The organism is Winogradskyella schleiferi (assembly GCF_013394655.1).
Lineage (GTDB): Bacteria > Bacteroidota > Bacteroidia > Flavobacteriales > Flavobacteriaceae > Winogradskyella > Winogradskyella schleiferi.
This window is the reverse complement of sequence record NZ_CP053351.1, coordinates 3450001-3463643: the sequence shown is the minus strand read 5'-3', so window position 1 is coordinate 3463643 and position 13643 is coordinate 3450001. Positions and strand designations below refer to the sequence as shown.

9 protein-coding genes (1 of these 9 running past the window's edge) are annotated in these 13643 nt (G+C 33.6%); 5 read left to right on the top strand and 4 right to left on the bottom strand.

Annotated features, from left to right (window positions below):
- Window positions 1-92: 92 nt before the first annotated feature.
- From HM990_RS15090 to HM990_RS15075, 4 genes are all read right to left on the bottom strand, one after another.
- Window positions 93-374: a hypothetical protein gene (locus HM990_RS15090; protein ID WP_178989920.1), complete on the bottom strand. Its 282-nt coding sequence runs from the start codon at window positions 372-374 to the stop codon at window positions 93-95.
- A 3-nt stretch (window positions 375-377) separates the two neighbouring features.
- On the bottom strand, window positions 378-1427 hold the full coding sequence (locus HM990_RS15085; protein WP_178989918.1) for a nucleoid-associated protein: 1050 nt from the start codon (window positions 1425-1427) through the stop codon (window positions 378-380).
- An 80-nt stretch (window positions 1428-1507) separates the two neighbouring features.
- Window positions 1508-3865, bottom strand: coding sequence for a ribonuclease HII (locus HM990_RS15080; protein WP_178989916.1), 2358 nt, complete (start codon window positions 3863-3865; stop codon window positions 1508-1510).
- A 34-nt stretch (window positions 3866-3899) separates the two neighbouring features.
- Window positions 3900-4502, bottom strand: coding sequence for a ribonuclease HII (locus HM990_RS15075; RefSeq protein WP_178989914.1), 603 nt, complete (start codon window positions 4500-4502; stop codon window positions 3900-3902).
- Window positions 4503-4718: 216 nt separating this feature from the next.
- On the opposite strand from HM990_RS15075, the gene HM990_RS15070 reads away from it, so the two are divergent.
- From HM990_RS15070 to HM990_RS15050, 5 genes are all read left to right on the top strand, one after another.
- Window positions 4719-8090 (top strand): SusC/RagA family TonB-linked outer membrane protein, encoded by a 3372-nt coding sequence (locus HM990_RS15070; protein WP_178989912.1) that lies wholly within the window; start codon window positions 4719-4721, stop codon window positions 8088-8090.
- A gap of 11 nt (window positions 8091-8101) precedes the next feature.
- The gene (locus tag HM990_RS15065; RefSeq protein WP_178989910.1) at window positions 8102-9595 is read left to right on the top strand and encodes a RagB/SusD family nutrient uptake outer membrane protein; all 1494 of its coding nucleotides are present in this window, start codon (window positions 8102-8104) and stop codon (window positions 9593-9595) included.
- A gap of 32 nt (window positions 9596-9627) precedes the next feature.
- The gene (locus HM990_RS15060) at window positions 9628-10596 is read left to right on the top strand and encodes a substrate import-associated zinc metallohydrolase lipoprotein (protein WP_178989908.1); all 969 of its coding nucleotides are present in this window, start codon (window positions 9628-9630) and stop codon (window positions 10594-10596) included.
- A gap of 21 nt (window positions 10597-10617) precedes the next feature.
- Window positions 10618-11979: a DUF4302 domain-containing protein gene (locus tag HM990_RS15055; protein WP_178989906.1), complete on the top strand. Its 1362-nt coding sequence runs from the start codon at window positions 10618-10620 to the stop codon at window positions 11977-11979.
- 419 nt (window positions 11980-12398) lie between these two features.
- Window positions 12399-13643: the 5' portion of a putative porin gene (locus HM990_RS15050; RefSeq protein WP_178989905.1), read on the top strand. Its footprint extends 747 nt past the window's final position; only the first 1245 of its 1992 coding nucleotides appear in the window; it begins with the start codon at window positions 12399-12401; its stop codon lies beyond the right edge, outside the window.

Here is a 13643-nt window from a genome sequence, read left to right as displayed (position 1 = left end):
ATATCAAAAGTTACTGAAACAAATTCAGCACATATAAACGAAGTTAGCCTTTTGTATTTAAAAAGTCAGGCTATAACTAAGTTCTAATAGTTTTACTGTTTTGAACGTTTCAGTAATTTTTTTAACATAAAAACAACAAGTGCTTGGATGAGCGCATTAAAAAGAATCACGAGCCAAAAAACATTTGTAGACTTTGCGTAAATCCCTTGATTGGGCACTAATCGATTCCATAAACTAATAGGGAAGGAAATAATTTCGTCAATTATTTCAAATATAAAATTTGGTTGATCCGAGCCAACGATATAGGACATGGTAAAACCTAGAAGTATATCCACTAATAAGACAATTATAAATATTTTTATAAATGTTTTCATAGTCTAGCTCTCATCATTAAAAAAAACCTTATAAAAGTGCATTTTTTTCTCTTCATCGTAACCGCGTTCCAAATATTCTGCAGAAGCATCTGGTGCATCAACATCGAGTCTTATTTGGATGTTTGTGTCTAGTTTTATTTCGGTTTTAATCTTTTGTTTTTGCTTTTTTAGGGCAATTTCAGAAACATCGAACTGGTTCCTGATGAGGACTTTGTTATCGGATTCGTACGTTTTTTTATAATCTTCAAACAGTTGAATTTTGTCTTCTTCATCAAAGACCTCTTCTTTAAAAGTATCGATATTTATGATTTCATTTTCTTTGAAAAAATCAACCGTTTTTGCCAAGAAATTACTTTGTTCTTGGCCTCCAAAATTGGGTTGCAAAACTTCTTTAGAAAACTCCCTACATAACTCAATACAATTTTTGGTGTGTTGATTACTATCGTCTGGGTATTTGATACTTAGGAAACTTTTTATCCAATATTGCGTATCGTAAGTATTGTTATCGACGCTAAACACAATCTTGCCTTCCATATCAGAGGTATTTAAGATTAAACAACCCTTATCCACCTTTTTAGCTTGGATGCCTTTTTGAACTAAAATATCGTAGTTATTATCTTCTAAGTAGGTCTGAAAAAACTCCGTTTTATTTTCAATTTTAAAGATCCCTATGGCATCTGTAAAATAGTCTTCATACTGCACGTTTTCAAAATGGCAGATAAGTACATCGCCAGTTTTGATTTGAGCCGAATTACTTTGCTCAAAAAGGTGTGTAACGATGTGTTTGGAAACTTCTACAAAATCTACATCATCTTTAAATAACTGTTCACTGTAGGTGTTGATTTCATTGAGTCCGACGTCGCTGTGATGGTGAAAGCGATAACTTTCTGCAACACTTACGAAGGGCTTTAAAAGATATGGTAACATTAAATTATAAGTCGCTTCATCAAAATGCACAATAGCATCCGAAAAGGCATTTTTAGTGCCGTTAAATTTGTTGCCGACTTTGTGGATGATACAACTTTTTATTGAGGCTTTATGTCTTTTTATCATGAGTAAATTATTGGTCTTAATTTTTGAGAATATCAGATTTCAAAATAGAAGTCTTTCTTCAAGAAAAATAGAGAGGGTTTTTAGTGTAATTTGTAAACGACTATCGTTTTATCGTCGCTTTGTGAAATGAGTTCTAAGCCGCGTTCGCCATCCAGTTTTTCCAGTGTTGCGCTTGCTGTGCCGAAAACGGGAAAATTCGGGATGGATTTTGCTTGGCTATCAAATAGATACACTTTTTTGGATTGTAAATCTGTAGTGGTTACGTAGATTTTGTCATTCAAATAGAAAATGCTTGGCTCGGTATAATCGCCATAATCTAAGTCTATAGTTCTAGATTTGATAACCAATCTATTTTCGCGCAAGGAAACCAGAGTTTTGCTTGTTGTTGTAATTTGGTGTTTATTGGTTAAGTTGAGGTTTTCTGTGCTTAGTTTTCCTTTTGTATCGACCTGAATAAGTTGACCAAGCGTATTAGTAGTTGTGAACTTATTTTGGTATAAATAAATGGCATTGCCGGAAAAGCGAACTTTATCTTTCACGTTGATTCTCACATTACCTTGTCGGTTTAAAACCTGAAGATTTTCGCCTGCTCCAAAAACAATATAATCTTTTGAGCCTATTCTAAAATGTTTGGGTTGTGTGTTAATATCAGAACCATTAGATTTATACTTAAAACCATCAACAGATTGGCCTTTGGCATTATACATTAACAGGTTTTTGCCTTGAGTAACCAATAATCTGTAATCTTTTCGTTTATCGTAATCAAAAACGGAAAGTGGATGCGTAATAGCATCATTGAATTTTAGAGGAAACGGTGATACATCTTTGCCATTTCTGTCCAAAACGTACAACCGGTTTGGTGTTGTAAAAGCCAGTTGCAACCTGCCGTTTTTATACATGTCAATCTGCTCAATTTGACCCAAGACTTTTCCTTGTATCTGTTTTTTCCAAAGTATATTTCCTGAACTCGAAATAAGATAAAGCATGTTGTTTACGTCTTGCACCACAATATCATGGGAATTGGTCACATGGTTTTTAACCGCTTGAGGTGATGCTAAAATCGTAGCGTCAATCTTGGTTGTAAATGTTTCGGCCACTGAATTTGAAGCAGCTCTCTTTTTGAATTTCTGAATAACACCATTAATATGCGTATAGTTGTCTTCGTGTATAAACTGAACGGCATTGGCATTATAACCTATCATGTTTTTGCCCAAAACATCGGATAAACCTTCCGAATTTTTAAAGATAAATAGTGAAGCTTCATCGCTTAAATTATCATTAATACTTTGGAAAGCTTCCGTATTTGACAAGGTATTGTTGTTTAATGCATCAGTTAAAATTGATTTTAGGGTTTCCGTAGAACTGGCAAAAACCATAAAATTTTCGAAAACTGCAAAGTAATTGGCTTTTTCAAAAGTTATAAAAGGTTTTAGATTGGATTTGAAGACGTCTGAATCACCAAATTCATAGATGTCTATATCTCTAAACGACTCGATATTAGATTTATCTTCAATGGATTCTAAAATCAAATTCGTGTCTAGTGAATGAAGGATAATAGCGTCGTCAATAAGCGCAATTTCGTTGGTGAAGTTCAGGAAGGTTTCGGAAGTAGCTGTTGTGCTATCTTTTAACAGATTTCTATTGAATGCCGAAAAATCATCATAAGCAATACTAATTAAAGAACTTGCATTATAGGGTGCAATTGAAGGCGTATTGATTTTTTGTGGAATCGTGTTTTTGAAACTATTGAGAACATTGGCACTTGAATCTTTGGATGTCAAAATTCCATTGTAATTTATGCCTTTGTCAGAATAACCAATATCTAAAATTGTAAAGTCAGTATTGTCTTTAGCTACCGCGTCTGAAAATAACAATTTAGAATAATTTGGTGCTTTTGAATTGAATAGAATAGAAGCGACCGATTTGTCATCCGTAGTTTCAATTAATTTACTGAGCGCTGCGTTTTCATTTTCATAATCCAGAGTTTTTAAAAGTTCTAGATCGTTTGATCCGGCAAAAGTGTTTCCGATAATCTTATGGTAAACGACATTATCATCTATTTGAGTCTTTTCAATTTTTAAATCCACTAAAGTTTCCGAAATATGATTCGAAATAGAATCTATAACAAATAACGTACTGTCATTTTTAGTGAGCATTAAATAATTTGAATGGGTTGAATCAGCAAAGGCTATATAAATTGGATTGGTAGTATTGAAGTTTTTTAGAATTTTGGAAGCGTTTTTTAACTCCTTATTATATAAGTCTGTTAGAATTTCATTGTTTTCTATGCTGTTGAGGAAATCATTGAGTTCGTTGATTTTAATAATAGCATTCGTTTCTGTTGGAATAAATTTATAAGGTAATTTGGTTTTGTTATAGTCTCTTTGACAGGACAATAGGGTGATAATAAAAATAGATAAAAAAACCAGTCGTTTCATTTATATAGAATATTAAGACTGCAAATATAAAAAGTTATACATCCAATTTGTATTGCTGAGGTAATAATCTAAATGATTTTCTGTGGTATTTGGTGATACCGTATTTTTTAATAGCAGCTCGGTGTTCTTTTGTTGGGTACCCTTTATTTTGTTTCCAATTGTACATAGGGAATTCGTTATGGATTTTTGCCATATAATCATCTCGGTATGTTTTTGCCAATACAGAAGCAGCTGCAATACTTAAGTATTTACTATCGCCTTTCACTATAGTGGCATGTGGAATTGATTGAAAAGGTTTAAAACTATTTCCATCTACTATAATGTATTCAGGACTTGGGCTTAATTGGGAAATAGACCCTTGCATGGCTTTTATGGATGCATTTAATATATTTATATCGTCAATTTCAGGCTCTAAAATATGTTGAACTCCAAAAGAAATACATTCATTTTCGATGATAGGTTTCAATAAATATCTGTTTTTTTCTGAGAGCTGTTTGGAATCATTTAATATAATATTTTCAAACGTAGGCTGTAAAATAACAGCAGCTGCAGTAACGGGACCTGCCAAACAACCTCTACCTGCCTCATCAGTACCACATTCTAAATCGTAAGAAGAATATCTATTTTTTAAGGACAATATGTTAAATTTTTGAACAAAGTTAAAATTTTAACGCAACCCTTGTGTAGTTTTCGCATCTAAAAGACGAATTAGTGCCTAAAACGTTAAAGAATAAGGGTTTTAGCGAATCTTTGGAAAGCCGTAGCATAGTTAACATTTTTTTAGCATAAACGCTTGCTTATTCAATATTAAATTAAGATGTTTGCAGCTAGACTAACTCAAACAATTGTTTTTATGAAATTAAGATTAACATGGTTATTGACGCTTTTTATGGCCTTTGTTATGCAGTTTTCTTTTGCGCAGGATAAAACTGTGACGGGTACTGTAACAACGGCAGCCGATGGTTTGCCACTTCCAGGGGTTAACGTTTTAGTAAAGGGTACTAGTAGAGGTACTCAAACAGATTTTGACGGTAAGTATTCTATAACCGCTAGTACTGGCGAAGTAATAACGTTTAGTTATTTAGGCTTTGGAAAACAGTCCATAACTGTTGCAGATAATACGACCATTGATGTGGCAATGAAAGAAGATGCTGAAAGCTTGGATGCGGTGGTTGTAACAGGATATCAAACTATTAATAAGCAAATATTTACAGGTGCATCTCAAACTATAAAAGCTGTAGATATTAAAATGGACGGTGTGCCAGATATATCTCAAGCTTTGGAAGGGCGTGCTGCAGGTGTAGCTGTTCAAAACGTGACAGGAACATTTGGTGCTGCACCTCGTATAACAATTAGAGGGTCTTCGTCAATTTTAGGTGATACAAAACCTATCTGGATTGTTGATGGTGTTATCCAGGAGGAAATAGTTAATATTTCAGTAGCTGATTTGGTGTCAGGAGATCCAAATACGCTTTTAAGTTCTGCAATTGCAGGATTAAACCCGTCGGATGTTGAAAGTTTTGAAATTTTAAAAGATGCTTCGGCAACTGCCTTATATGGTGCACGAGCACTAAATGGTGTTGTGGTGATTACTACAAAATCTGGTAAGAAAAACCAAGCGCCAAGATTTAATTATAATGCTGAATTTCTTATGCGAGACAGACCGAGATACAGTCAATATGATTTATTAAATTCCCAAGAAACGATTTCTGTTTACAGAGAATTAGAACAAAAAGGGTTTTTAGATTATCCATCGGTATTACAAGGTAGAAATGGTGGTGTTTATAATATTAGAGCACAGGCTATAAATACATATAACGAGACTAATGGGACTTTCGGGATTCCTAATACGCCTGAGGCAAAAGCCGCTTTTCTTCAGCCTTATGAATTGGCAAACACGGATTGGTTTAAAGAATTGTTTAACATGACGCCAACGCAAACCCACAACATTAGTTTTTCTAGTGGTAGTGAAAATTCTACCACGTTTGCGTCTTTGGGTTATTTTACTGATGGAGGATGGACTATTGCCGACAGGGTTAGAAGAATAACATCTACAATAAGAAATGATTATTACTTAAGTGATGATAAGTTGAAATTATCATTTCTTTTACAAGGAAATATTAGAGATCAAAAGACACCAGGAGCTCAAGACAGACAACAGGATGTCGTTTCAGGATCTTTTAGTAGAGATTTTGATATAAACCCATTTAATTATGCTTTAAGTACAAGTAGAGCATTAAGGCCGAGGGATGAAAATGGAAATTTAGAATATTATAGAAATAATTGGGCGCCTTTCAATATAATAAATGAGGTTGATAACAATTATCTTAATATTAAAGTGTTTGATATCAAATTTCAAGGTCAAGCAGAATATGACATCAGTGATGATTTAACATATACCTTTTTAGGATCTGCGAGATATGTTACATCTAATGGAGAGCAAGGTGCTACTGAAAATTCAAACGTTGCCGGAGCTTACAGAGCAGATGAAACTTCAGTAGTAAGAAATGCAAATACGTTTTTGTTTACGGATCCTGCAGATCCCAATGCACTGCCAAGAGTAGTATTGCCATTTGGTGGTATTCTTACCGAATCCAAAAATACACTTACAACTTACACATTTAGAAATTCATTGAATTATTCAAAAGTATTCAATGATGTTCATGGATTAAATGTTTATGCTACACAAGAATACAGACATGCTGATAGATCACAATCCTCATTTACAGGTTATGGTTACCAATTTTCAAGAGGTGGCGCCATATTTACAGATCCTGATATTTTGAGAAAAGCCGTTTTAGATGGTAATGATTATTTCTTTTCGCAGGAAACGCGTCAAAGAGAAGTGTCTTTAGCAATACAAGCTAGTTACGATTATGACAAAAAATATGTTTTAAACGTTACTGGGAATTATGAAGGCTCAAATAGAGCAGGACAATCATCAGAAGCAAGATGGTTACCAACATATTCTGTAGCTGGTCGTTGGAATATACATAAAGAAGGTTTTCTAGAAGATTCTGATCTTATATCTAGTTTAGTGTTCAGACCAAGTTATGGTGTTTCTGGTTTAATTGCAGATGCCGCAAGTAACAATCTAGCCGTATTCCAAAACTTGGTTACAGATAGATTAAGTCCAGATGACAGAGAGAATTATATAGATATTGTAGATCTTCAGAACAGCGACCTGACCTATGAGCGTACTAAAGAATTAAACTTAGGTTTTGAATTAGGCTTATTTAATCAGCGCATACAAATTGTCGCCGATGTATATTCTAGGAAAGGTATTGATTTAATAGATTTAATTAGAACCTCTGGTATTGGAGGGGAAGCTTTAAAGCTAGGTAACAATTCTGAAATGGACACTAATGGTGTTGAATTTCAGGTAAACACTATAAATATTGACAATAGTAATGGTGGTAACCTTAGATGGTCTAGTGGTTTTAATATCTCTCATATAAAACAAGAAATCACTAAATTGAGACAGCAGACTAACGTATTTGATTTAGTATCAGGTACTGGTAGAGGTAACGCTATAGGTTATGCTCCAGGTTCAATTTTTTCTTTTGATTTTAAAGGATTAAACGAGTTTGGTTTACCTACATTTAATTTTGGTGAGGGTGTTGATGAATTCGGCGGTGTTGATTTTCAAGATACTGATAATGTAACAGATTATTTGGTACACGAGGGTTCAACGCTTCCTACTTTAACTGGTGGTTTGTCAAATAATTTTAATTATAAAAATTGGGATTTTAGCTTTTTTGTTTCTTTTTCAGCTGGAAATAAAATTCGTTTAAATCCAACATACTCTGCTTTTTATTCTGATTTAAGTGTTTTTCCTAGAGAATTTGTAAACAGATGGTTACAGCCTGGTGATGAGAATTTCACTAATATTCCTACTATTGCGAGTAATCAACTTATCGAGACAGATGACGAAAGTAGAAATAGGGTTATTAGAGCCTATAATGCTTATAATTATTCTACAGAAAGAATTGCAGATGGTGATTTTATAAGAATGAAGAATATAACTTTAGGATATACATTTCCTTCAGAAACTGTTGAAAAAATTGGACTGTCAAATTTAAGATTGGCGTTACAAGGAACTAATTTATTTTTATTATATTCTGATGATGACTTAGGAGGCCAAGACCCTGAATTTGCTAATTCTGGTGGTGTCGCCTATCCAATTACAAGACAATTTACTTTTACTCTAAGCGTTGGCTTTTAAAAATTTATACTATGAAAATGTTAAATAAAAAATTATCAAAATTCTTTTTTCTTATAATTCTAGCAGTTTCCTTTTCATGTGATGACGTGTTAAGTGAAATACCTGATAACAGAACAACTATTGATTCTGAGGAAAAAGTAGCAGAACTACTTGTTGCCGCTTATCCGCAAGCTGCCTACGTATCTTTTACGCAGCCTATGTCAGATAACGCTGCAGATAAGGGACCTGATGCAATTATCAATCCGCGAATAAATGAAGAGATGTATTTTTGGAGGGATATTAATGACACAGATTCTGATACACCAACAAATTATTGGAACGAAGCATATAAAGCTATTGCCCAAGCTAATCAGGCTCTAGAGTCTTTAGAAGGTCTGCCTGACACTGGGAATAAAAGTGCTTTAAGGGGTGAAGCATTAATTTGTAGAGCATATGCGCACTTCATGTTAGTAAATATTTTCGCTAAAGCTTACGATCCTAACACAGCGAGTACAGACTTGGGGATTCCTTACGTCACAGAGCCTGAAGAAACGTTACTTCCAGCGTACTCTAGGGCTTCTGTTCAAGAAGTATACGATTTAATTGAGCAAGATATTGTAAATGGTTTACCTTTGATTGAAGATATTTATGATGAACCAGCTTATCATTTTACAAGAAAAGCAGCTAATGCCTTTGCTGCAAAATTTTATTTGAATATAGCCGAATGGCAAAAAGTAATTGACCACAGTTCCTTGGCCTTAGGTGCTTCTGGAGCTAATGGACTTCGTGTTATCAATACGGATGATTATTTAGCACAAACTTATGATGAATTAAGTATAGGGTATTTCTCATCTACCGAGCCTGCAAACCTATTGCTTGTTGCTGGTAATTCCACATATGCAAGAGATTTTGCCTTACTTCGTTATAATTTGAGTCCTGGATTAACTAATGTGATTTTTGGTGGTAATAATGGTACCAATTCAACTTGGGCTTACAGGGTATTTGGAACTGATATTGCAAACAATGTTCCTAAGTATGAAGAATATTTCAGAGTAACAAATCAGGCTGCTGGTACTGGCTTTGCTTTTACCACTTTCGTTTTGTTGAGCACAGATGAAGTCTTACTTAACAGAGCAGAAGCGTATGCAATGCTTGGTATGAAAGACGAAGCTTTAGCAGATATCAATTTATCGTATTCTGTTAAGACCGATGATTATGGTCCAAGTAATGTACTGTCTCAATCAGATCTCGAAACGAGATTTGCAATTGATGATCCTAATATTTATACCCCATATTATTCCATACCTAGTGATGTTTTACCATATATTAATGCTATTTTATATATGAAAAGAGCTATGTTCCACGACGAAGGAGTGAGATGGTTTGATGTTAAGAGGCATCACATTGAAGTTGTACATTTTGATTTTAGTGGGAATTCTTATACATTAGGTAAAAACGATCTTAGAAGAGCGATACAAATACCAACGGATGCGCAATCATTCGGTATTGAAGCAAATCCAAGATAATTTAAAATTTAGATAAATTAAATACAAATATTATGAATAATCGTTTTAAAATATTACCATTAGTTTTTCTAACGGTCTTTATAACTCTATTAGGGTGTGACGGCTCAGAAGATAATGTGTCCGGTAGCCAAATAGACACTTCTACTCCTATACTTAATGAACTCGATATATGGCTTCGAAGCAACTTTGTAGCCCCATATAATATTGATATTCAATACCAATGGGATGTAAATGATACCAGTGTGAATAGATATTTGCACCCGCCATTTCCTGAAAATGCTGAAAAAATCGCACAGGTTCTTTTAGATGTTTGGATAGAGCCATACAATGCTGTTGGTGGAGAAAATTTCATAAAAAATATTGCCCCAAGAGAATTTGTTCTTGCAGGTGGTTTTAATTATAATCCTGGTGTGCCAACAATAACTTTAGGTATTGCTGAGGCAGGTGCTAGAATTACACTTTTTAATTTAGATGAGTTAGATTTCTCAACTATTGCTTACGAAAGTGATGTTATTGGTGATTCTGACGATTTTGATGTTCAAAGAAGTGTAGTTGGTCCAATTAGTACAGTGCATCATGAATATGGTCACATTCTAAATCAAACCATACCATACAATACAGCTTTTGATGTTATCAATCCTGGAAATTATACGGCACAATGGTTTAACCGTACTAATGAAGAGGCTAGAAGTTTGGGTTATATTACTAATTATGCGTCTAACCAGTCTGGTGAAGATTTTGTGGAGATGATTGCACAAATGCTGATAAGATCTAGAGAACAATGGGATGATTTAGTAAATAATATTGGTATATATGATCCAGATACTCAGGACTACGAATTGGATGTTGACGGAAATAGAATTATAAATACAGAGGCTATTAATATTATTAGAGAAAAAGAACAAATAGTAGTTGAATATTTTGCTCAGGATTTTGGTATTGACCTTTATGAACTTCAGGCACTAGCTCATCAGGCATTGTTAGATTCAATAGACGACTAATCACGATTTAAAAAAGTTATTATGAAAAAAAATATTTATACACATTATTGGATACTATCATTATTGTTTCTATTTACCTTTTCATGTAATGATGATATTACTGAAGAAACATTCGATAGCCCACCAGCACTTAGAATCCAAGAAAGAGTAGATGAACTTAGACAATTGTTGGTTTCGCAACAAGGCTTTAAGGCAACGTATTTCACCAAGGATGATGAAAGAGGAGGGTTTACATTTTATATGCAATTTAACGAGGATGGCTCGGTAAGGCAAACTTCAGATATTCTAAATGGTGATTTTGATTTTCAAACGTCCTCTTACGATGTGAGATATAATGTAACTACAGAGCTTGTATTTACAACACGTAATCATATTACTGAAGGTACTAATCCAGATGCAGTAGACCCAGATGGTAATCCTGTACAAACAGGTACTGGCTATGCAGGCACTAATAATTTTCAATACTTTAGTGTAGATGAAGATGGTGTTATTTATTTCAGGGATGTAAGAAATAGAAATACAGCCTCGTTAACATTAACGCCTACTAATTTTACCGATTTCGATGCAGAAAGTTTGGCAAGCGTTCAACAGAGTTATCAGAGAAGACTTGATTTTAATGATTGCTCATCGGGAACTTTCTCATTTATGGAGATTACCTCTAGTACAGGTACGCAAGGTTATAATCTTAACTATAATGGTTCTACCTTATTCGCTGAACCTAGATTTGTTGGATTAGATGGATCTTTCGATGAATTCGATTTAGGTATACTGTTTACTGAAAACAGTATATTAGTAAGTCCTGGTATAGAGGTTGACGGTGAACTATTAGAAGAGTTCTTTTTAGATGAGACTTCAGAAACAATACAATATGTAGCTTCACAAAATGGAGTGTCAGCTGTTATAGGGTATTCTGTAACCCCTGTTCTACCTATTCTAGGTTACTCGGAATTAGGAGAGTTTCTTATTTTACATCATCCATTTTTAAATACTTTGGGCGATGATTGGACTCCAGATTTAACTAACCAATGTTTCGTAGATTTAGTAAATGACTTAAATGCCTCTGTAGCTCTGTTTGATGTTACAAGGATTGATTTATATGACTTGAATTTAGATACAGGTCAATTGTATATTGGATCAACCATTGGTGGTGCATTTTATGATATCAGCAAAGAAATTGTAGATGACAAGGTTTATTTAACGATAACGGGAACCACAGTTCCAGCGTTTTTTACAGATGCTGTGCAGCCGCTTATAGATGTTATAGCAGATCCTGAAGGCTTATATGTAGATCAACCTACTACCCTTAATGCATTTAGTAATCAAATATTTACATTTACCCCTGCAAGTAATACAACCATTAGGTATAGTGCAGTTTCCCTATAAATTTTAGTAATAATAAATATATTTTAAAGAGGTCGTCTAAATAATTTTTAGACGACCTCTTTTTTTTCATATAGACTTTGAGACTGATTAATTTTCGTTAGAGGAAGATTAAAAGTGTTTTTACTTCTTAAATTTTATGAAAAGCTATTATTTTGTGAAATATTTATAACAAACTCATTTAAACTTTTTAATCTTAGCGAATTCAATAGTTCAAGAGAGTTCAACATCTTGCTTTTTTGAATAAAAATTAAAAGGGACAAAAGAAAATGGATTCCTTCGTTAAAAAAGTTATGTTTTATTAGCAAGTTAGATTTGTTCTTTGCCAACAAATTTCGGGATTAGTAACAAAAATGACTAAGGCCAAACATATTGATATTAGTGTTTTTGTTTCTTTTATCGGATAATAATGATAAATAGTTATGAGATTTTTTCCATTATACAGTGTGCTTTTATTTGCGGGTCTATTAAACGCACAGGTTCCGCAAAAGCAAGTTAGAGATTCAGAAAATGATTTAAATAGCCCGAGTCAATTAAATAATAATCGATTGAATGAAGACTCCACTTCCGTAAATCGTTCAACAGGTTTCAAAAAAGTTGCAAAGATAGATATGTACTTACAATTTAATAGTCAAGTAGATTCCATAGCAACCGATACCACACTATCCATAAAAAAAGATTATAAATTCAACTACCTACAAAAAGATAATTTTGGTTTGATGCCATTTTCTAATATTGGGCAGACCTATAATACACTAAGCTTTAATGCTTCAGAAAATAAAACCCAACCTAGTTTTGGTGCAAGAGCGCGTCACTTTAACTATTTAGAACATGAAGATATTCTGTTTTATGAAGTACCGACGCCGTGGACAAGACTAACTTATAAAACCGCTTTTGAGCAAGGACAACTGTTAGATGCTTTTTTTACGGTTAATTTATCTAAACAGTTTAATTTTTCCTTAGCATATAAAGGCTTAAGGTCCTTAGGAAAGTATCAGAATATATTAACAAGTTCTGGCAATTTTCGTTTCACTACAAATTATAACACCAAGAACAATAGGTATTTTGCCAAAGGGTACATAGTAATGCAAGATTTACTAAACCAAGAAAATGGTGGAATAACAGATGAGGACCTAGAAAATTTTACCTCTGGAAACGAAGAGTTCAAAGACCGATCTGTATTCGATCCAAATTTTGAGAATGCGGAAAACATATTAGAAGGGAAACGTTTTTATTTTGAACAGTCTTATAGAATAACCAAAGAAAATGATTCTTTAAATAGCAATGTTATTTCGTTGATTAACAAAGTTTCTTTCGAAGATAAATACTATCAGTATGACCAGACTGCTGCCGCGACCGCTTTTTTTGGCGATGTTTTTACCAATAGTATTAATGATAAAGTAACCTTAGAGAACTTTCAAACATCGCTTGGCTTTAACTATTCTAATAATACATTGGGTCAAGTGGGTTTTGCTCTGAACTATACCGATATTAATTATGGTTATAATAGTATCGTGTTATTTCCAAATCAGCAAACTATACCCAATAGAATTATATCTAATTTCCTCGGCATTGAAGGAACATACTCTAAGACCTATAAAGGTTTTAATATTTCTGGCAAAGGTGGCCTAAATCTATCCGACACATTTGTTGGTAGTTTTTTAGAT